This is a genomic window from Lelliottia wanjuensis (genome assembly GCF_030238365.1).
In the GTDB taxonomy this organism is placed as follows: Bacteria; Pseudomonadota; Gammaproteobacteria; order Enterobacterales; family Enterobacteriaceae; genus Enterobacter; species Enterobacter wanjuensis.
Map to the genome: position 1 here is coordinate 1 of NZ_JASSOT010000064.1, position 20990 is coordinate 20990.

15 protein-coding genes are annotated in these 20990 nt (G+C 52.1%); 10 read left to right on the top strand and 5 right to left on the bottom strand.

Translation table 11 applies throughout. The features are described from left to right. Positions 1-205 precede the first annotated feature (205 nt). Entirely contained in the window at positions 206-1600 is a 1395-nt protein-coding gene (pheP, locus tag QQF33_RS16135) for a phenylalanine transporter (RefSeq protein WP_285158151.1), read from the bottom strand. Between the two features lie 149 nt (positions 1601-1749). On the opposite strand from pheP, the gene QQF33_RS16140 reads away from it, so the two are divergent. Beyond that, a complete protein-coding gene (locus QQF33_RS16140) occupies positions 1750-2670 on the top strand; it encodes a M14 family metallopeptidase (protein ID WP_285146712.1) in 921 nt (306 codons plus the stop codon). A gap of 42 nt (positions 2671-2712) precedes the next feature. Here the strand turns inward: QQF33_RS16140 and QQF33_RS16145 are convergent, their stop codons facing one another. The 4 genes from QQF33_RS16145 to QQF33_RS16160 form a co-directional block, all read right to left on the bottom strand. Continuing rightward, positions 2713-4899 (bottom strand): TonB-dependent receptor, encoded by a 2187-nt coding sequence (locus tag QQF33_RS16145; RefSeq protein WP_285158152.1) that lies wholly within the window; start codon positions 4897-4899, stop codon positions 2713-2715. Positions 4900-4961: 62 nt separating this feature from the next. Beyond that, a complete protein-coding gene (locus QQF33_RS16150) occupies positions 4962-6041 on the bottom strand; it encodes a YncE family protein (RefSeq protein WP_285158153.1) in 1080 nt (359 codons plus the stop codon). A gap of 290 nt (positions 6042-6331) precedes the next feature. Then, positions 6332-6796 (bottom strand): hypothetical protein, encoded by a 465-nt coding sequence (locus tag QQF33_RS16155; protein ID WP_285158154.1) that lies wholly within the window; start codon positions 6794-6796, stop codon positions 6332-6334. Next, positions 6783-7592, bottom strand: coding sequence for a transcriptional regulator (locus QQF33_RS16160; RefSeq protein WP_285158155.1), 810 nt, complete (start codon positions 7590-7592; stop codon positions 6783-6785). The genes QQF33_RS16155 and QQF33_RS16160 overlap by 14 nt, the downstream gene beginning before the upstream one ends. Positions 7593-8125: 533 nt before the next feature. Here QQF33_RS16160 and QQF33_RS16165 point away from each other — a divergent pair. From QQF33_RS16165 to QQF33_RS16205, 9 genes are all read left to right on the top strand, one after another. Continuing rightward, a complete protein-coding gene (locus QQF33_RS16165; RefSeq protein ID WP_282493878.1) occupies positions 8126-8566 on the top strand; it encodes a winged helix-turn-helix domain-containing protein in 441 nt (146 codons plus the stop codon). A gap of 145 nt (positions 8567-8711) precedes the next feature. Further along, positions 8712-10649 carry a methyl-accepting chemotaxis protein gene (locus QQF33_RS16170; RefSeq protein ID WP_285149974.1) on the top strand — a complete coding sequence of 646 codons (1938 nt, stop codon included), beginning with the start codon at positions 8712-8714 and terminating at the stop codon, positions 10647-10649. Between the two features lie 81 nt (positions 10650-10730). Then, positions 10731-11618 (top strand): EAL domain-containing protein, encoded by an 888-nt coding sequence (locus tag QQF33_RS16175; RefSeq protein WP_285149973.1) that lies wholly within the window; start codon positions 10731-10733, stop codon positions 11616-11618. Positions 11619-11885: 267 nt separating this feature from the next. Then, positions 11886-12842: a LysR family transcriptional regulator gene (locus QQF33_RS16180; RefSeq protein ID WP_285158156.1), complete on the top strand. Its 957-nt coding sequence runs from the start codon at positions 11886-11888 to the stop codon at positions 12840-12842. A 1210-nt stretch (positions 12843-14052) separates the two neighbouring features. Next, positions 14053-17835 (top strand): autotransporter outer membrane beta-barrel domain-containing protein, encoded by a 3783-nt coding sequence (locus tag QQF33_RS16185; protein WP_285158157.1) that lies wholly within the window; start codon positions 14053-14055, stop codon positions 17833-17835. Between the two features lie 373 nt (positions 17836-18208). Beyond that, a complete protein-coding gene (locus tag QQF33_RS16190; RefSeq protein ID WP_285158158.1) occupies positions 18209-19513 on the top strand; it encodes a tyrosine-type recombinase/integrase in 1305 nt (434 codons plus the stop codon). A 99-nt stretch (positions 19514-19612) separates the two neighbouring features. Beyond that, entirely contained in the window at positions 19613-19984 is a 372-nt protein-coding gene (locus tag QQF33_RS16195; protein WP_285158159.1) for a hypothetical protein, read from the top strand. Next, the gene (locus QQF33_RS16200; RefSeq protein ID WP_285158160.1) at positions 19981-20178 is read left to right on the top strand and encodes a helix-turn-helix transcriptional regulator; all 198 of its coding nucleotides are present in this window, start codon (positions 19981-19983) and stop codon (positions 20176-20178) included. The genes QQF33_RS16195 and QQF33_RS16200 overlap by 4 nt, the downstream gene beginning before the upstream one ends. 178 nt (positions 20179-20356) lie before the next feature. After that, a complete protein-coding gene (locus QQF33_RS16205) occupies positions 20357-20671 on the top strand; it encodes a hypothetical protein (protein ID WP_285158161.1) in 315 nt (104 codons plus the stop codon). Positions 20672-20990: the final 319 nt, after the last annotated feature.

Sequence of the window (20990 nt, forward strand, 5' to 3'; positions counted from 1 at the left end):
GGCCATCATCTTTAATGGAATAACGCTTGCGTACTACGACCGAAAAACCGAGAGTGTGGTCCGGATAGACTAGAAAGTGTTACCTATGTTCCCGGTCTGATCTGTCACCTATGTATCCGGTCATACACTGCGCTTACCCGGCCTACAAAACCCAGAATATTCAGGGTGTTGTAGGCCCGAGAAAACAATGTACCGCTGAGGCTAATCAGGCCGCTTTGCCGCGCGACAACTTAAACGCCGCAAACAAGAACACCACCCATACCGGCAGCAACAGCGCCGACAAGCGCATGTCGTCGATGGTGCACATCAGCACCAGGATCATCCCGAGGAAAGCGATACAGAGGTAATTACCCGCCGGGTAGAGCAGCGCTTTGAACTGCGTCTCGCGCCCTTTGCGACGCATCGCCGCGCGGAATCGCAGGTGCGCCAGGCAGATCATGATCCAGTTCAGCAGCAGGGTTGCCACCACCAGCGCCATCAGCAGGCCAAAGGCCTCTTTCGGCAGCAGATAGTTGATCAGCACCACCAGCGAGGTGATGCCTCCGGAGAGCAGCAGCGAGTTGACCGGCACGCCGCGACGGCTGACGCGGGTCAGGAACTTCGGCGCGTTGCCCTGGACGGAGAGGCCAAACAGCATACGGCTGTTGGAGTACACGCCGCTGTTATAGACCGACAGCGAGGCCACCAGAATGACGAAGTTCAGCGCCGAGGCCACCAGATTGCTGTTCATGTCGTGGAAAATCATCACGAACGGACTGCTGTCGGATTTCACTTCCACCCACGGATAGAGCGCCAGCAGAACCACCAGCGAACCGATATAAAACAGCAGGATACGGTAAACGACCTGGTTGACCGCTTTCGGGATACTTTTGTGCGGATCGCGCGCTTCTGCCGCCGTGATGCCGATCAGCTCCAGCCCACCGAAGGAGAACATGATCACCGCCAGGGACATAATCAGCCCGTTCCAGCCGGTCGCCAGGAAGCCGCCGTGTTTCCACAGGTTGTCGATGTTCGCGCGCTCGCCGCCGTGGCCGGAGAAAAGCAGCCACAGGCCGAAGCCAATCATGCCGATAATCGCCAGCACTTTGATCAGCGCAAACCAGAATTCCGTTTCGCCGTACAGGCGCACGTTCACCAGGTTCACGGCGTTGATGATGATGAAGAAGGCCGCGGCCCAGATCCACGTCGGAACGTCGGGCAGCCAGTACTGCATGTAGATGCCTGCGGCGGTGAGTTCCGCCATGCCGACCAGCACGAACATCACCCAGTAGTTCCAGCCGGAAAGAAAGCCCGCAAACGGACCCCAGTATTTATAAGCGAAGTGCGCAAAGGAGCCGGATACCGGCTCTTCGACGACCATTTCGCCGAGCTGGCGCATGATCAGAAAGGCGATCACGCCCGCAATACCGTATCCCAGCAGAACAGCAGGACCAGCCATCTGAATCGCAGGCCCGATGCCGAGAAACAGCCCGGTGCCAATCGCGCCGCCGAGGGCAATTAATTGAATATGTCGATTTTGCAAACCACGTTGCAGCGTCGGTGTCTGTTCCGACGAGGCTTCAGAAACCGCATTGTCTGAAGCGGATGACGCGTCTTTCACGTCTGACCCCTGTGTATTTTTATAGAAGGGGCACCTTTTAACACTTCAGGTCAGCAGGAGCAAGTTGCAGGCCGGATCGCAAAGACCGGGATGAATTCGAAATCGCGGCTGGGTATGATGTTGAAAACCCCAACCTGACAGAGTGACCTATGACTGTGAAACCGTTCTACCCTATCGGAACCCCAGGCAAGCCATGGACCGCGGCTGAAAAGCAGCAGTGGCGCGAGAGCCAGACGCGTTTCAGAAGCTATGAGACTGACGTACTGGAAGCCATTGATGCGCTCAAACCTCGCTACGACGTGAGCCAGTACGGGGAACTGCACTACGGCGACCGGACATTCCCGCTGATGGCCGTGAAAACCCAAAACTGGGACGACAGCCTGCCCGTTGCGCTGATCACCGGTGGCGTTCACGGATATGAGACCAGCGGCGTGATGGGCGCGCTGAGTTTCCTCTCTGAGTATCAGAACGAGTACGCGGGGAAAATCAATTTACTGGTGGTGCCGTGCGTCAGCCCGTGGGCCTACGAGCACATTACCCGCTGGACTTATGATGCCGTCGATACCAACCGCCAGTTTTACCCGCAAGGCGAAGGTGAAGAGGCCCGCGCGCTGATGGCGTACACCGCCCCGCTGAAAGGCAAATTCCTCCTGCACGTCGATCTGCACGAAACCACCGACAGCGACGAGAGCGAGTTCCGCCCGGCGAAAGCCGCGCGAGACGGCGAAGCGTTTGAGCCGGGAACCATTCCCGACGGCTACTATCTGGTGAGCGATACGCAGAATTCACGGCTCGATTTCCAGGCGGCCATTATTGCTGCCGTGGAGAAAGTGACCCATATCGCCCCTGCGGATAAGAACGGCAACATGCTGGACTACCCGGTCGTCAGCCACGGTGTGGTGGAGTACGACAACAATGCTTACCACCTGTGCGCCACCCTGACCGGCGCGCCGTTTACCACCACCACGGAAGTCTATCCGGACAGCCCGGACACCACGCCTGAAGCCTGTACGCGAGCACAGGTGGTGACCGTTCATACGGCGATAGAATTTGCGTTAGCCCACGCATAAGAATGGATGGGGCATCCGTGCCCCTGATAACGAGGGTAAAACTCAGAACTCGTAGCCGACGGAGACTTTAAAGGTCCGCGGCTCGCCCTGGAACAGATAGGTTCCGGAATCGTCCACGCTGGCCCAGTAGTTTTCGTCCGTTACGTTGTCGATACCCGCCCGCACGGTCATCTGATTCTGGTTATGGTTGACCGCGAAGCGATAGCGCATCCCCAGATCCAGCGTGGTGTAGCTGTCGAGCTTTTTGCTGTTCGCCAGATCCGCGTACTGCGAGCCAGAGTGATTCACGCGCGCCGTCGCCGTCAGGCCGTCGATCGGTTTGATGTCATATTCCGCCCCCAGCACCGCATAAAAGTTCGGCACGCCGATGACTTTATTGCCCTGGTTGAGGCCATTGTTGGTTTTGGTCATCTCCGCCTGCAGCCAGGTGGCGCTGGCGTTCAGACGCATCCCCAGCATCGGCTCGCCAAACACGTTCAGCTCAACGCCGCGGTTACGCTGCTCGGCGTCCAGACCGTAGTGTCCGGTCACGCTGTCGAGGATCGCCGACGGCATCTTAATTTCGAACAGGGCCAGCGAGCCGCCCACGCGTCCAAAGTCCGTTTTCACCCCCACTTCGTTCTGCTTCGAGTGAACAATGCCGGTGCTCTGGCCGTAGTTGGTTGCCGTATTCGGCGCCGTTTTCCCCGGCTGCAGCGCTTCCGTGTGGTTGGCGTAGAGCGAAATTTCTTCCCACGGTTTGTAAACCACGCCGTAGGTCGGCATCCAGCGGCTGCCGTCAAAGCCATCGGCGGGGTTTTCCGCGCCGGTTTTTTTGTTGTATCCGCGAATCACCACTTTTTGATGACGGGCGCCGGCGGTGAACAGCAGTTTATCGTCCAGCACGCCGAGGGTGTCGCTCAGCAGCCAGCCCTGCGTGCGGGTGCGGCCGCTGGTGAGCGGATCGCTGTAGTTACCGCCGGAGCCATTGAAGTTGCTGCTGTCAGGCTTATCGACGCCGGTGTTGTGATAGATGTTAGTGACCGGGTTATCCGCTGCCGCCGACATCTTCCACGCAATTTTTTCGTTTTTGGTCATCGCCGAGTAGCCGACGTTGACTTTGTGCGAGACGAAACCGGTATCGAAGTTGCCGCGAATGCCTGCCATCCCGCTCATAGAGTCGCTGATGCGGTTGGTATCCAGACGGGTTGCCGTCGCTTTGCCGCTCTTATCGACCAGCTTCGCGCCGCTGTACAAACCTTCCTCGTGAGCGTGCTGCGCGCCAAGCCCGGTGTAAGCGGTCCAGTTATCGGTAATGTCGTACTCGCTGCGCCACATGCCGAATTCGTTTTCGATGTTGCTGTAGGCCCATTTCTGCGAGTAGTTACGATCGTTTTTCGGCGGCGTCGGGACGAAATCCACGGCGGAAATATTCACGCCCGTTTCGCTGCCGTGGAAGGTTTTCTTCTGATAGCCCATGTCCACGGAGGTGCGGAAGTTGTCGCCTTTGTAATCGAGGCCCGTGGAGAGCAGCGTGGTACGGCGGCGGTCGTTGGCAACCGGCGCCTCGCCTTCGCGGTGGACCAGGTTGACGCGTGCGCCAAACTGATCGCCCTCGCCAAAGCGACGGCCCGCATCCAGAGTGGTGCCGATCTGCGAGTCTGAGGTGTAATCCACGCCGATTTTGGCCTGCGGCGTGTCGCCCGCGTGTTTCGGCTCGAGGTTGATCATCCCGCCGACGCCGGAGCTGGCCGCGCCGTTCATCAGTGAGTTGGCCCCTTTGAAGATCTCAATGCGATCGACCATCTGCGTATCCACCACCTGACGCGGCAGCACGCCGGACAATCCGCCGAAGGTCATGTCATCCCCGTCGAATTTCAGGCCGCGAATGCGATAGCTTTCTGCACTGTTGCCGTAGCCCTGCACCGACTGCACGCCCGCATCGTTGGCGACCACGTCGGCGATGGTTTTAGCCTGCTGATCTTCCACCAGTTTCGAGGTGTAGCTGATGATGTTGAACGGCACGTCCATCGCGTTCTGCTGGCCGAGCATGCCCATGCGGCCGCCGTTAGCGACCTGGCCGTCGAGGAACGCGGGAACCAGCTGGTCGCCGCCCGGTTTGAAATTGCTGGCCGGGGCAGACTGGACGACAAGCGTCTCTTCTTTTGGGGTGTCCGCCGCAAAGGCGGAGTGCGTTACCGCGCCGATGGCGAGCGCCAGCAGCGTTTTGTTCATTCTGGTATGGGTCATGACTAACTCGTTCAATTTTCGCGCAAAATGGCCCGTTGCCGGGCCTGATTTTTATAAGAGGTTTATTTCAGTGCAATTCTGACCACGCTGTCCGGCCCGTTAGTCGAGTGGTCTTTGTTGAAAGGCTGTTTGACGGTCACGAACAGCGTCTGGCCATCGTCCGACAGCAGCAGGCTGTTTGGATTCGGCGGCAGATCCCAGCTCTGTTTGACGGCGTAGGTGGTGGCATCCAGGCTCAGCAGTTTCCCGCTTTCGCGCTGGGTGATGTAGAGCTCATTGCGTTTGGCGTTGAATTTCACCGCCAGCGAATCGCCCACATCGAGCTGCTTAAGCACGTCACCCGTGTGGATATCCAGCACCAGCGTGGTTTTCGCTTTGGAGTTATCAGTCACGAACAGGCGGCCCGTGGCTTTGTCTTCCGCCATGTTCAGCAGCAGCGCCGGTTTGTCGCCGAGCGGCTTCCAGCGTTTTTCGATGCGGTTGGTGCGCGGGTTGACGATCAGGATTTCGCCGCCGCCGTTGGCAACATAGATGCGCTGCGTTTGTTCAGACCACAGCAGCCCGGTCACCCACTGTCCGGCGTTTTTGATGGTTTTTTTCAGTTTCAGGGTTTCGGCATCCACCACCCAGACCACCGCCGGATCGGCGACGCCACCGATATAGAGCGTGCCGTCATGGAGCAGAACCTGACGCGCGCCGTACGGGAAGCCCTCTTTGTTACGCTCGGTAAACAGCAGACGGTTTTTCACTTTGCCGTCGGCGGTGCTGATGGCGCTGATGCCGCCGTCGAGCGAGTTGGTGGCATAGACGGTGCTGCCGTCCGGGGAGATCGCCAGCGCGAAGTTTTTCAGATCCGTATGGCTGCGGCCAATGGTTTTCAGCGTGGCTGGGTCGAGTTTGTAGATCACCCCGCCCTGCACATCCTTGAAGCCTTCCGAGCTCGCCACATATAGCGCGTCCCCTTTCGGGCTCAGCACCATTTCGTACAGGCCGTCGGCGAGTTCACGCTTTATCACGCCGGTTTCTGCCGGGGCGGTGACCGTGGTTTGGGCTTCAGGAGCAGGTTTGGCGGCGTGCTGCGCGGCACAGCCGGAAAGAGAGGCAGCCACCAGCAGCGCCAGCGCGGACAATTTTTTTGTCATCAGGAACATCCTTTACCGTTCAAAAAGAGAATCAGGCGGGAAACTGCGTCGCATGCTGCTGTGCGATTAGGGTTGTTTTGACAGGCTGTGAGGCCAGTGCAGATTCCACCGTTAACACTCAGTGTTCCGTGTGAGATCTGCGCTCACTGTTGATGCGGGAATCGTCCGTCGCTGCCCACAAACACTAAAGAGAATGAGAACTATACTCATTATCTTTATATGATCAAGCGTAAAAATGGGCAACAGGATGAGAATGGCGTGCGTAGAGCGGGGCTCAGCCCGGCGGGAGTTTATCCCTTAGTGCAATAAAACACAGGCGCATTGCCATAGATAAATAAATAGCTGGAAGCGTTCGCCGGTATTATTTCCATCTTGAGTCCCCGGTCGCGAACCTGAAAGAAATCGGGGATATTATGCCTGAAAGCCTGGCTTCTCTTCGGCCGCTCATTGGTGTCACTGGACACCATAATGACGCTATCCCCTTCCCGCCAGTAGTTAAACTCAATTTTATTGCTAATAGCAACCGGCGACTGTCCCAGCTGAATATAATCCCCGGAGGTTTCATAATTCCCTGTGCCGCCGCTAAAAGAATAATCGGCGACAACATCAAGAATATAATTATCATCCACAATGGTGAGATGCGACTCGCAACTAAAATGATTGCGCTGATAGTGAATGTACCAGGCATAAAGCAGCGGCGTGACGATCGCCAGCGCGATCAGCGTCCAGCTCAGAGCGGTTTTATTCATCTTCATGATTATGCTGCCTGTAAATAATAGAATCGCACTGCGCAGCAATATCCTGAGGCTGGCGGTCGCAAACAATCACCGTATTCCCCTGCTGCGCGAAATTGACCGTCATCCAGGCCGTGCCACCGGGTTTGCACTGAATAGCAAAGCGCTTCGAAAGCGCGTCAAACATTTCACGGCTTTTCTCATTTTCATGCCATGAGGAATAAAGCGCACAGCCGTTAACCTGCCCGACGGACTGATAATCCACCAGCCAGGGCTTTCCCACTTTCATGACGGAATAAAGTACACTGCATGAAATAATAAACAGTAAACCGGCCAGCCCAAATGCCAGCGGCGAGTGAAAAAATGAGCGCTTAGGACGAACCTCAGGCGTGATAACGCTGACAGGCTCCGGTTCAACAGATTCCTCGGATGAAACGAAAACCGGGGCTGTTTTCTTCGGAGAGACAAACTCACCCAGCTCCCCCACACGTACCTGCGCAATCGACTTAAAACCCTCCTTAGGGAGAGTCTTAATGATGTTTTCTTCCATGCCAGCAGATTTCAGCACCTTACGGATTTGAGAAATCGTCTGGTAAAGGGCATTGGTGCTGACAATAGTGCCCTGTTTCTCCCACACCGAGGCGAAGAAAGTGCGCTGCTTCACGACCTGATCGTTGTTTTCTAACAACAAAAGCAGGCATTCACTGACCGGCCCATGCAGGGTGGTGGCCCGGTATGGGTACCCTTCCAGGGGCCCCAGTCGGCGAAGATCAGGTTCAAAGAGCAAGGTATCGTTGATGAGGTACACTTTCTTCATAGTACTTTCGCAAGTTGTCATAAAAAACCTGATTCAGAATTTAATTATTATATATCAGCAGGTTGAAAAAACCACTTCCGCTTCTTATCGACACTTTCAGCGCCACGCTCTCCTCCCTTACTCAGTATAAATCATATAACTTCACTCCTCTTTTTGTCAGGTAATTCTTAAAGTTGTCGGTATCGAAAGCACGAGCAGGAGAAATCTTTATCATGAGTTCCCGCAATCAGCGATTAATGCTAAATGGCATTAGAAATTCACAACTTTATGTTGATGGGTTGATCGATAACGAATTTTTGGCACATAAAACCACGAACAACATGAAAGGCAGTCATTAACACTACCAATTAGCCATATGTGAATGGAAACTCTATTAACGAAGCTTAAACACAGGGTTTCTTATAGCGCATGGGGTTGTGTATTGGAAAGCCCTGATAGCAGCCATATAATCCACCTTATAAAATGTATGGTCTCTAAAAAGCGTTATTCCCAGTGGCGTATGTCAGGTTTACTCTAAAGTAGGTATATAAGAGATGGGCTATCGTCTATATGGCTTTATGATCGGTGAAGAAATTCATTTTGATATTTCTAATCGCAGGCTTTACCGGCTCACCGGCAGCCATACCGATAAAAGCGTGGCGTTTGCGTCAATATATTTTAATGAAACCATGTTGCGGCTTTTTCTCTATCTGCTGGAACATGGTCGTAAGAAAGTTATCGCCAAAGAAGAGTTGTTTGAAAAAATCTGGGAGGACAATAATTTAAGTCCTTCGACCCAGCGGTTATGGCAGGTACTGCATAACCTGAATAACAAACTCAATCTTCTTGGGCTGCCAGATGATTTTATTCGAAATATTAGAGGGCACGGTTACATCATTAACTATCAAGATGTCGTCCCTGTTTATTATAGAATGAGTGAACTCCCTGCTCATTCTGACAAAAAAAAGGAGAAGTCTGATCCCCTGAATGAGTGATGTCAATTCAGCGGTTTTGCCCTTAGCACCGAGTGCAAAGGGCTTTTTTTTATCTCCCTGGTTATCAATTTTTTCTTCCCCTTAATGATGAAACGCATAGCAGTAAAATATTGTTAATCGGCACAGGCCGGTACTGGATAAATAAATGAGTGTAATGAACAGCTTTGGAAATTTAAAAGTCAGCAGGAAGTTATTCTTCGGTTTCGCCACCGTGCTCCTGGTGACCCTTGCCATTTTGACTGCCGGGATGCTGGGAATTAACAGTATTCAGGACCGCGTCGAGAAAAACGAACACACTACCGGGCTGTTCAACGCCCTTTCTGCCGTGCGTCTGGCCCGTTTAAACTATGGCTACACCCAGGATCCGAAGTTTTTGGATCAGACCAATGTGGCAGCCCAGCGTATGCAGGAGATGATCGCCAACCTGGAAACCTACAACTGGACGCCAGAGGGTAAAACCTCCGTTGATAACACCGATAACGCGGTGAAGAACTACATGGCCTCCCTGACGCCGTTTGTGAAAGCCGTGGGCGAGAAAAAGGAAAGCGAAAGCAAACTGAGCACGCAAAATATCAGCAACAACTCAGAAATCGCCTCCCAGTTAAGCCACAGCAATACGCTCACGACCCAGCAGGCCCTGGTGGCTTCACAGGTGGCTTTCATCATGAGCGATATCGACAGTCAGGCCACTCTGTACAAGCAACACCCAACGGACGAGCTCAAACACGGCCTGTTGGCGCGTCTGAACACCGCGGAAACCGCATGTGAAGGGCTGCTGCAGGTGGTTCCGGAAGATCAAAAAGCCTGGCTGAATTCCAGCATCAAAGATATGCAGACGATTGCAGGCGAACTGGATAACTACGAGCTGCTCTGGACCGAACAGTCGACGTTGTCAGATACCATGACGGCTAAAGCGGTGACATTGATCGACACTATCCAGTCGATGTTCGCCCGTCAGCAGCAAAAAGTGGTCGAGACCGTGGATAGCGTGCAGCTGCAGATGACCATCGTGGCGGCAATCGGTATTGCCCTCGGTATCATGCTGGCGTTAGCCATCACCAAATCAATTACCCGTCCGCTGAATGAAACGCTGCGCGTCGCCGAGCAGATCGCCAAAGGCGATCTGACCAGCACGCTGACCAGCGATCGTCGCGACGAGCCAGGGCTGCTGATGCAGGCCGTCTCGACCATGAACGAAAACCTGAAAAACATCATCAATGATGTGCGCGAAGGCGTGGAGAGCGTCGCCCGCTCCTCCACGGAAATTGCCGCAGGCAACATGGATTTATCCGCACGTACCGAGCAGCAATCTGCCGCCGTGGTAGAAACGGCTGCCAGCATGGAAGAGCTGACCTCTACCGTCGCGCTGAATGCGGAAAACGCCAACCAGGCCCGTGTGCTGGCTGAAGAGGCGTCCCTTAATGCCAGCGAAGGCAGCCAGATTTCGCAGAAAGTGATCGATACCATGAGAAACGTGCGACTCAGCTCGCATCGCATCTCTGAGATCACCACCGTGATTAACAGCATTGCTTTCCAGACCAACATTCTGGCGCTGAACGCCGCCGTGGAAGCCGCTCGTGCGGGCGACCAGGGCAAAGGTTTTGCAGTCGTCGCCGCAGAAGTTCGCACCCTCGCCCAGCGCAGTGCGCAATCCGCGAAAGAGATTGAAAACCTGATCCGCGAATCAGCGGTCCACGTCGATACCGGGTTTAACCTGGTGGAAGGCGCGGGCGAAGCGATGTTCAAAATCGAGAAATCGGTGGCGCAGGTTCGCGACATCATGAGCGAAATCGCCAGCGCGACGGACGAACAGAGCCGCGGGATTTCCCAGATTGCTCAGGCGATGGCCGAGATGGATACCACCACGCAGCAGAATGCGGCACTGGTCGAAGAATCGTCTGCCGCAGCCAGCTCGCTGGAAGATCAGGCCGTACAGCTCGAAAAAGTGGTGTCGATTTTCCGTGTGAGCAAAACGCCGCAACCGCGCGTTGAGGTTCGCCCGGCAACGAAGGGCCACGTGGTTGCCCTGAACGCCGCCAAAAAAGAAGCCGCTCAGGATCAGAACGACTGGGTACAGTTTTAATCCCGGTCCACTGATTTAATTCCCACGCTCGTCAGGCGCTCTCTTACGGATCGCCTGACGACATTGCGATGAAAGTGAAAGATGGAAAACATCCTTAAAAAAGAACACGCGATCCTGACCGATATGGGTTCCCCGTGGACCCGCGCACTTTCATGGCTCAAAACCCCGAAGATCGACCCGACGGTGAGAACCCTGAAAGCGGCTATCGCTCAGCGTCATATCACCCCTTTTTACCAGCCTTTTGTCAACGCAGAGACGGGGCAAATTGCCGGTGTTGAGGTCCTCGCCCGCTGGCGTCATCCGATCTACGGCTATGTTTCACCTGACGTATTCATCCCTATGGCGGAAAAACACGATCTGATCGTGCCGCTGACCCATCTGCTGATTCAGCAGGTGATTGCCGATCTTGAGCATCAGATCCACCGCTTCCCGCCAGGGGTATACATCAGCATTAATATCAGCGCCCAGAACTGTCTCGATCCTCATTTTGAGAAAGACACCTGCGAGCTTTTACAAAAATTTCTGGTGAATGAAAGCCATGTAGTGCTGGAAATCACGGAAAGACACCCACTGCATTTCACCCCGCAGCTGAGCAACTGGTTTGCCGCCCTGAGACGCTCCAATATCTCCGTGGCGCTGGATGACTTTGGCACTGGTTATTCCAATCTGTCCTACATTTCTGCCCTGAATCCGGAATTTATTAAGATCGATAAGATGTTCGTCAGCCAGATTGGTGTCAGCGCCGATACGCGCCTCGTTGACAGTCTGATTGCCCTGGCCAAAAACATGCATCTGAAAATCATCGCCGAAGGGGTTGAAACGATGGCGCAGGCCGAATATTTGCGCGATAAAAAGATCGACTTCCTGCAGGGGTTCTACTTTTGCAAACCGATGCCGGTCGCCGAGTTGATCAACGTCGTGATGGCCGGGCGTATTCCCCCGTCTGGGGCGCTGAACAGATCGGTATAAATGCACGCGTGACAAGGCTGTCCTACACAAGTCCGTAATCAGAGGGCTGAAAAAGCGACGTAACCCGCACAGAATTGATGGTTATTTATATTCTCAATCGTACCCGTTACGCTATACTTGTTGATTATGGCTATATCACTGATTAATTGTTAATTTCTTTAGCGGGCATTATTCTGACTTCGTCTAAATGCATCGTCTAATGATGAATAAACAATTAAGCAGTAGTCGATAATTTGTTCAATTATATCTTCGGGAAGTATGTGAATCATGTCAAATGACAAAAATACATCAAATTTTGAACGCATTCATACCTTTGACTTTAATTTATTATTAATTTTTGAAGCTGTCTTTACCCATGGTAGCGTCAAAAAAGCAGCCGAAACGTTAAACTCCAGCGGTTCGGCGATCAGTCAATCCTTGAGTAAATTGCGACTGCACTTTGCCGATCCCTTATTTGTTCGCACCGGGCAAAGAATTGAGCCGACGACGGTTGCTATAAAACTCCACGAACAAATCGGGAAAAACTTTGGCAGTATCATTGAATCGATTATCAATTTCTCGACGCAAACCACACCGCATCGTATTGTCATTTACGCGTCACCCTATCTGGCGCTGCGCATGTTGCCCGACCTCTGTGCCGAAATTAATCAAAGCGAAATCCCTTGTGAAATCGTGCACTTATCGGCTGATTCACTGCTGAACAATGGGGAAGATATCCTTACCTATCGCAAAGCGGATATTGTCATCGACACGCATCCTTATTACAGCGCATCCGTTATCTCCAAACGCTGCCTGAAAGAGCATGTCGTGCCAGTGTGCCGCAAAGATCATCCCCGTATGGACCAAAACCTCACGCGTGAAGGGATGAAAGAGGTCACTTCCACCTTCCTGAACGTCAATACCGAAGGGCTAAAACGCGTGCAGCGCGATATTGATAATAACCTTGATGCGCGCAATTTTACCTTTAACAGCAGTTCGGTTTTAGTCAACGCAGCGATCTCTGCAAAAACCGACGCCTTAAGCTTTGTGCCAAAATGGTTTGCCGAAAACTTTGCCGATGCGATGGGGTTAAAAATATTGCAGCCAGAATTCAGTATTGAACCGGCAGATTTATATCTTAACTACAATAAAAGCGCGATGGGCAACGATAACTTCGCCAATATTATTACGAAAATTGAAGATCATTTCATGGCGAAAATGGCTGCAGAAGATAACAAACAATAACGGGTGACGGCATTTGTCCGCGCTGAAAAGGGTGACAGGCATTTCGCTGTCACATTTTCAGATCTCTTTTCTTAATGAGTTTATCTTAAATCCCACTACTCCCGCCCTGTCTTTGGATAACCGCGCCCCTTTAATAACCTCAGCAGTTTTCCCGCTGTAAAGAGCGTCAACCTTTTAACACGCCATTATATTTATTGAAAACGCTCACAATAAACGATTGAATAATATAATTGAACCTAATATAAAAATGATTTAAAAAAGAGACCAATAGATATATATGTAAAGACAAATCACGACGCATGAGTTTATGAGTATAAAAATCATAGCGTTACGTAATCACACCCAATTGTTTATAAATACTTATTTAATAAAACACTATCACCTTAGATTTGTCATTTGTATATTATCTCAGGTTTAATCTCTTTACATACTTGACAATAATAAAACTCATTTGTAATTCAAAGTGTTATGCCAGTCAACGTTGTGTTTATTGATTTATTTCTGGAATGGAACCCTTATTAACGCCACTTATTCATCGCGACGTTAATGGACAAGACAGCCACGAGATCAGGATATGTTCACCCAGGGTTATTACTTAATCGTCACAAATGGAAATGGCCCTGCTCGCCTGAAATAGCGTGAGGGTTAATTCAAGGAGAACAGCAGCATGCCAAAACACCCTCACACCCGCCTTCATCATAAAAACAAAAATACGCTAAAGATGCGTATGCTCTCCGTTGCCATACTAGCAGCAGTATCAGGAACCTCAGAGGCCACAACGGTTATTGGTAACAGCACAAGTTTTCGCGCTTACGACGGGGATACCGACTATGTGGTAGAAAAGGGTACAATATCAGATGCTTTGCAATTAAATGGTAACGACGGTTTGACTTTCACTAATAATGGAACAATTCGTGCTAAACAGGATCCGACTGATACAGGTTTGAATGCCATAGGTTTTCTAAACGGTACGATTATAAACCACGGCACGATCAGCAGTCCTAAGGGTGCGGCCATAGAACTGGACCACGGCGAATCTGGTCAGAATAGTCATGGCTACAACACAGTAGGTAACCACTCAGTTATCCTCGGCACAGGTTCTGTTTTAAGTGGTGGATGTTGTGCTATTTTCAGTGCAAGCGAGGGAAATACCATCACACTCACCAGTGATGATGATGAAACGACCATTGAAAATGGCGATATGATTGGTATGGCTGAGACCTGGAGGAAATTTGTAAAGCTCACATCGGCGGCCAACAGTCACTGGCAGCTTGGAGGAAATGTTGAGCTGGGCGGGAGCACGGCTGATACCCTTTATGTTGAAGGTGATTTAACCATCACCGGGCATATCAAACAATTTGATCCTAACGGTGGAACAACCATCGCCGAAGGCGGCGTGCTTACGTTGGGAACGAATGGCATTATTGACAGCAATATCATTGATAACGGCAGCCTGGTCTTTAACAGCAGCAAAGATGCCGTCAGCAACAACGTCATTTCAGGCACGGGTTCACTCACACAGGCAGGCACAGGTAACCAGTCGCTGTCGGCGGTCAACTCCTATACCGGCGCGACCTCTGTCCAGGCTGGCACGCTGACGACTGGAGTGGCCCACACACTGGACAGCAGTAGTAGCGTAGATGTCGCCAGCGGCGCCACGCTTAATCTCAATAACAACGCTCAAACGTTAAAAGAATTAACCGGGGCCGGGGATATCAGCCTGGGCAGTGCAAACCTGGGCGTGAATAACGCCAGCGCGGACAAATTTGACGGCGTGATTTCAGGCACCGGTTCACTAGTCAAAAGCGGTGCGGGTACCCTGACTCTGGGTGGCAACAGTACCTTTTCTGGCGGCACGAACGTACAGAGTGGTGTAGTCTCTCTGGAGAACAGCCAGGCGGCAGGCAACGGACAGATTAACCTCCAGCAAGGGGCGAATGTCGATCTGGCGTTCAGTGATGCTTCCTTCACCAACGAAGTCACGGGTGCGGGTAAAGTTAAAGTCAGCGGTCAAAATATTGTGCTGAACGAAGACGCCACCACCCTCACCGGCGGCTGGGATATCACCGGCAGCGCGAGCATGACTCAGCAGTCTCAGCTTGGAAATTCAGGCGTTCAGCTCGACGGCGCTCAGAGCAAACTGACCCTCAATAACCTCAGCAACACCTTCACCAATGTCCTCACCGGTAACGGGACTCTGGCGGTTAATCAGAGCAACATCACCGATGAGTTCCATATCTCCGGCAGCATGGGCACCGCATTTACCGGCACCCTTGAGATGCAGAAAGGTAATCTGACGCTCGATGACACCGCCGAGAAAGCGCTGGCGAACGCGACCCTGGCCCTGACCAAAACCGGCATCGCGACGATGAAAGACGATCGTACCCTTGGCGGCTTCACGACCGGCGGCGGGACCCTCGTCGTCGACAACACCCGCACCGACCCGGATGTGCTCACCGTCAAAAACCTCGATGGCAGCGCGGGCGGTACCATTCAGGCCAATATCCCGACCGATCTCACGCCACCGGTGATCTCCACCAACCCGTCCTGGTTCGCTCAGGATAACGTGCATGGCGTGCAGGTTGTGAAAGCCACCGGCGACGTCACCGGTGTCGGCACTCACCTGACCCTGCTGGATCAGAACGGTAACTCGCTGCACAACCCTGTTGACGTGGACTTCAGTGAGAACGGCCAGCAGATCGGCACCGCGACCTACGGCGATGCGGCCGTCGTGGCTGCCGATGGCATCTGGGCGGGCTATGATCTGACCCGCTTCGACGTCAATGCCGGACAAACGCTGGTGCTGCAAAATGAGCCTGGCAAGGACAACGCCCTGGGCGCACAGCTCACCGGGGCGGGTAACGTCGATGTTCAGGCCAGCGGTAACGTGATCCTCAGCAACACAGACAACGACTACACCGGCAACACCACGATCAGCAGCGGCAGCGTGCAGATGGGCAGCGACAATGCCTTAGGCCACACCGCAGACCTGAGTCTCGCGAAAAGTACCGGGCTGGACATGAACGGGAAAGCGCAGGCCGTCACGTCCCTGCACAATGCCGCAGGCAGCAGCCTGAACCTCAATGGCGGTAAACTCTCCATCGCCCAGGGCGGCGAAAGCCTGGGCACGCTCAGCGGCGGCGGTCAGCTGGATGTGGATGCCGGTGAACTGACCGTTCATGGCGCGAACCAGGGGTTAAGCGCTGAGACAGACATTGCAAAACCGGCCACGGTCACTCTCGACAATACGCAGGGCCTGGGCACGGGCGCGGTCGATCTGGCCGGTAACCTGAACCTGTCCGGCGCGAACGGCGTCATGAACAATGCGCTCGCCGGCAACGGCACCCTGTCACTCAAAAACAGCTCGCAGGTAACGCTGAACAATACGGCATCCACCTTTGCCGGTCGCATCGACGTTGCCAGCGGCACCCAGCTGACGGCACAGGGCGCCGGCACGCTGGGCACCGCGAACGTCGTGGATAACGGCAATCTGGTGCTCGATTCAGCGACGGACGCGACGCTCAACAATGCCATCAGCGGCAAAGGCGGCATGGAGAAAACCGGGGCGGGTATGCTCACCGTGGGTAAAAATCAGACCTACAGCGGCGATACCCACATCACTCAGGGTGCCCTGAACGTGAACGGCGACTTTGGCAGCACCGGCACCGTCTATGTGGCAAAAGCCGCCGCCTTAAAAGGCAACGGCAGCGTGGCGGGCTCTGTTGACAACAGCGGCGTGATTGACCTGACCAGCGCCACCCCGGGCAACAACCTGGTGGTGAACGGCGACTACAGCAGCCACGACGGCCAGCTGTGGGTCAACAGCGCGCTCGGCGGCGATAACTCCGCACACGACCAACTGACGGTGAAAGGCAGCACCAGCGGCAACACCAGTGTCACGGTCAACAACATGCACGGCCTGGGTGACCGGACCGAAAACGGGATCAAGCTGGTCGACGTCCAGGGCCAGTCCGGCGGGAACTTTGTGCTTCAGGGCCGCGCGGTGGCCGGGGCCTATGATTACGCCCTCAACAAGGCCAGCGACGGGGACTGGTATCTGCAGTCCACCGCCGCCCTGCGTCCGGAAGCCGGTGCATGGCTGGCGAACCAGAGCATGGCCAACAGCGTGTTCATGAACACCCTGCACGATCGCAGCGATGAAAACCGTCAGAGCGGCGAAGATGCGCCGGCCACCTGGGCGCACTTCGACGCCGGTCGCACCAACAGCAAAGGGGCTGACGGTGCCCTGTCGATGGGCTCCAACACCAGTATCCTGCGCATTGGCAGCGATATCTTCCGCCATGACTTCGGCAACCAGCGTATCAATGCCGGTGTGATGACGGGCTATGCCCACGTCGACACCGACAGCGATGCGAAAAATGCCGGCAACCGTGCGACGGGTAAACTGGATGGCTACAGCGTGGGCCTGTACGGCACCTGGTATGGCGGCGCGGCGGATCAGAAAAGCGGTCCGTATGTCGACACCTGGGTGCAGTACGGCACCTTCCATAACACCGTGAAGGGCGACGACCTGGCGGAAGAGAAATACCATTCGCACAACTGGATGGCGTCTGTCGAAGCGGGCTACGACCTGCCGCTCGGCGCGCTGACTATTCAGCCACAGTTCCAGACCCTGTACACCGATTACAGCCAGGGGGACTACACGGAATCTAACGGCACACGTATTAAGAGCAAGGACTCCGGCGGCGTCACCACCCGTCTCGGCGCGCGTCTGTATGGCGAACTCGGTACTGAGGCCGTCACTCAGCCGTACGTGGAGCTGAACTGGTGGCACGGCGGGAGCGATAACAGCGTGCAAATGGACAATGTGACCGTGAACCAGTCAGTGCCGGTGAGCCGTTACGAAGCGAAAGTCGGTGCCCAGACGAAGGTCAGCGAAAACTGGACGCTGTGGGTCAACACCGGTGTCGAAGCCGGGAAAGACAACTACTCCAGCGTTCAGGGCCAGGTGGGCGGCAAGTACTCCTGGTAAGACGTCAACAGCAGTAAAACACCAGCGCGAACAACGGGATGGAAACGTCCCGTTGTTCGCGTTTTTCATTTCAGGATCGGCGCGAAAAGCAATGGGTACGACGGCATGGTTTGGGATGTTAAAACAAGGGGGAGAAAGCAATGGTACGCCCTGTAGGATTCGAACCTACGACCTACGGCTTAGAAGTGCGAAGGCCTCGAACTTTCAAGTCTCTAAATAATCACCTAAAAATAAATAAACCCCTTTATAAACATAACAATAACAGAAGCGCCGTGTTGATGTAAATTGATCTATGTTGATGCTTATACCTCTAATTTACTTACACCAGCCGTTACATTAGAATTCAGTGTAAGGATTCTTTAAGGAGACAAAAATGGCGCTTGCCAGACAAAAATTCACCTTTGAACGGTTGCGTAAATTCGAGCTAACTGAAGGAAAGTCGCAACGGTTTCTTTGGGACACAGACGTAACAATGCTAGCTTGTCGCGCAACTAAAGGGACAAAAGCGTTTGTTTTTCAGAGTGTATTTCTGGGGAAAACTCTGCGAATGACGATTGGCAACATCAATGACTGGAGAATCGATGATGCACGAACAGAAGCACGGCGGCTTCAGACACTTATAGATACAGGGATAGATCCCCGAATTGCAAAGGCAGAGAAAATTGCTGCCGTAGAATTACAACAGGCTGAATCACGCAGAGGAAGAGTTATGTTCTCTGCTGCTTGGGAGGAATACCTTAAGGAACTGAGAACTGGTATTAGCGCAAAAACTAAACGCCCTTATTCACCACGTTACCTTGCAGACCATATCAGGCTTTCTGACCGTGGGGGAAATGCCAGGAAAGTGGGGGGAGGTTTAACTATTGCTGCTCCATTGGCATTCTTCCTAGATTTGCCACTATCTGAAATCTCTTCAGCGCTCATTACTGAGTGGCTGACAAGGGAAAGAAAAAACCGCCCAACAGTTACGGCTAATGCTTACCGTGTACTTCGTACATTCTTGAAGTGGGTAAATGACCATAAGCTGTATCAAGGCATCATTCCCTCCGACATCACACAAGACCGTAATGTCAGAAAAATGGTTCCCGTTTCAGCCAGCAAGGCTGATGACTGTCTTCAAAAGGAACAGCTAAAAGGTTGGTTTGCAGAAGTACAGCGACTCAGTAACCCGGTGATCTCAACCTATCTTCAAGTTCTTTTGTTAACAGGGGCAAGGCGTGAAGAAGTTGCATCCCTGAGCTGGTCCGATATTGATTTCAAATGGTCTAGTATGCGCATTAAAGATAAAGTCGAAGGTGAACGAACGATCCCACTGACTCCATATGTCTCGGCTATTTTGTCTGAGCTTGCTAAGTTTTCGAATGTTGACACTAGTACTGACTGTTGGGTTTTCTGTAGTGACAGTAAGAGTGGCAGAATTGTTGAGCCACGAAAGGCACATAATCGCGCATTAGGTCAGGCTAATCTGCCTCATATCAGTCTACATGGCTTGCGCCGTAGCTTCGGAACACTGGCTGAATGGGTTGAAGTACCAACCGGGATTGTAGCTCAGATAATGGGGCATAAGCCTAGTGCCCTTGCAGAGAAACATTACCGTCGCCGCCCCCTGGATCTCTTGAGGCTGTGGCACGTAAAGATTGAAGATTGGATATTGGAACAAGCAGAAGTATCGCTATAAATTTGATGCGCACATTTAATCAAAGAGGTTCCTTGATATTAAAGTTAAGATAATCTTCGCGTAATAATTAGTAACTTAACTCCAAGTAGAGAATTAAATATGCAAACAAGCCGTTCCGTATCAACCATTCCTCAAACAAGCAGGCCAATGACAGCCGTTCCAGTTGCTCTAAAAATAACTGCTGAAAATATGATCATGCAAGAGATTAAAGTTGCGGTATCTGAGAGATTGAAGCATGACACAGTGCTCTTTGTATCTAAGTGTTCCAGCCATGGTTCAAGATCTCGTACTTGTGCATCAAAGTCAGCCAAGTCGAGTACCTCATCAAACGATGGCGGCGACCCTGACCCTGAACCCACACATAAAAAAGCAGCCCCCTTCTCGAAAACTACTCTTGTTATCCCCTTATTCTTCCTATTTTTATTAGGTATGATTCTTTCCGCTCACCTGTTTTGCGAGGTGGCGAAATGAAGAACCTACTTCCTTCTGAAAACAGATTTATCAGCACAAAAGAGTTAGCGGAATTATTAGGTTTAAAACCACAAACTATCCGCAAGCAGATATCTGACGATAGGCTCCCTGAGGGTATATCTCGACCTAAAAAAGTAGGAAGACTTAATCGGTGGCCTTTGAAAGAGATTATTGATTATTTATCATCTAATTGAAGGTAATGGATAGTGTATTCCGAAGAAACCATTAAATCTATGCTAGATTAAATAGCTGGATGGTTTTTATTTATTATCCAAATTATCTTTAGCTAGAGGAAAATTAAAACAAATAACACTTCCAACCCTTCAATTCTAAATTGAGGGGTTTTTTATTATCTAAACTAAGGAGAAATCAATGCAATGTCCTGAATGTGGATCTACAAGAGTTCAGCGTAGTGATATTGGGAAGAAAATTGGCAGTGGCGTTGGAGCTGTTGCAGGAGGGATTACAGGTGTTATTGGTAGTGGTGAAGGTGTAACGGCTGGCGCTGCTATCGGTTCTGCAATCATGCCTGGTGTCGGTACGATAGCCGGTGGAGTTTTGGGGTTACTGATTGGTATGGGGAGTGGTGCTGTTATTGGCGGGTTAGCAGGTGAAGCGATTGATGATCATTTATTCAATACATATCACTGCGATAGCTGCGGTAGCCAGTTCGATGGTGCTCATTGATAGGTAAACAGTAGAGATCCTTAAAGAGGATCTCTGCTTACACAATGTGGCATTCAAATTTCCTTACATTTCATATAGATGTCAAATCGCTTTTAAACAACATGCGACAACTGTCATTGACATGTCACTAAAAGAAAAACAAGAATCATATCACTTGTTTAAGTATTTAATAGAAAAGCGTTTTTATTAAAGATAGATTCATATCAAATGTCATCAATGAGTCTCATTGTATATGACCGCATTTTTTGTTTAAAAATCAGAATGTCAACTTCATGTCACATGACACCCGCTGTCAGTATCCCTATTGATAATAAGTAAT

What these genes read in the sequence shown, in the direction of transcription:
- QQF33_RS16165 (WP_282493878.1), top strand. Translation starts at nt 8,126, where the DNA reads ATGGGCTATCGTCTATATGGCTTTATGATCGGTGAAGAAATTCATTTT.
- QQF33_RS16155 (WP_285158154.1), bottom strand. Translation starts at nt 6,796, where the DNA reads ATGAAGATGAATAAAACCGCTCTGAGCTGGACGCTGATCGCGCTGGCG.
- QQF33_RS16190 (WP_285158158.1), top strand. Translation starts at nt 18,209, where the DNA reads ATGGCGCTTGCCAGACAAAAATTCACCTTTGAACGGTTGCGTAAATTC.
- QQF33_RS16180 (WP_285158156.1), top strand. Translation starts at nt 11,886, where the DNA reads ATGTCAAATGACAAAAATACATCAAATTTTGAACGCATTCATACCTTT.
- QQF33_RS16150 (WP_285158153.1), bottom strand. Translation starts at nt 6,041, where the DNA reads ATGACAAAAAAATTGTCCGCGCTGGCGCTGCTGGTGGCTGCCTCTCTT.
- QQF33_RS16200 (WP_285158160.1), top strand. Translation starts at nt 19,981, where the DNA reads ATGAAGAACCTACTTCCTTCTGAAAACAGATTTATCAGCACAAAAGAG.
- QQF33_RS16160 (WP_285158155.1), bottom strand. Translation starts at nt 7,592, where the DNA reads ATGAAGAAAGTGTACCTCATCAACGATACCTTGCTCTTTGAACCTGAT.
- QQF33_RS16205 (WP_285158161.1), top strand. Translation starts at nt 20,357, where the DNA reads ATGCAATGTCCTGAATGTGGATCTACAAGAGTTCAGCGTAGTGATATT.
- QQF33_RS16175 (WP_285149973.1), top strand. Translation starts at nt 10,731, where the DNA reads ATGGAAAACATCCTTAAAAAAGAACACGCGATCCTGACCGATATGGGT.
- QQF33_RS16170 (WP_285149974.1), top strand. Translation starts at nt 8,712, where the DNA reads ATGAGTGTAATGAACAGCTTTGGAAATTTAAAAGTCAGCAGGAAGTTA.
- QQF33_RS16185 (WP_285158157.1), top strand. Translation starts at nt 14,053, where the DNA reads ATGGCTGAGACCTGGAGGAAATTTGTAAAGCTCACATCGGCGGCCAAC.
- QQF33_RS16195 (WP_285158159.1), top strand. Translation starts at nt 19,613, where the DNA reads ATGCAAACAAGCCGTTCCGTATCAACCATTCCTCAAACAAGCAGGCCA.
- QQF33_RS16145 (WP_285158152.1), bottom strand. Translation starts at nt 4,899, where the DNA reads ATGACCCATACCAGAATGAACAAAACGCTGCTGGCGCTCGCCATCGGC.
- QQF33_RS16140 (WP_285146712.1), top strand. Translation starts at nt 1,750, where the DNA reads ATGACTGTGAAACCGTTCTACCCTATCGGAACCCCAGGCAAGCCATGG.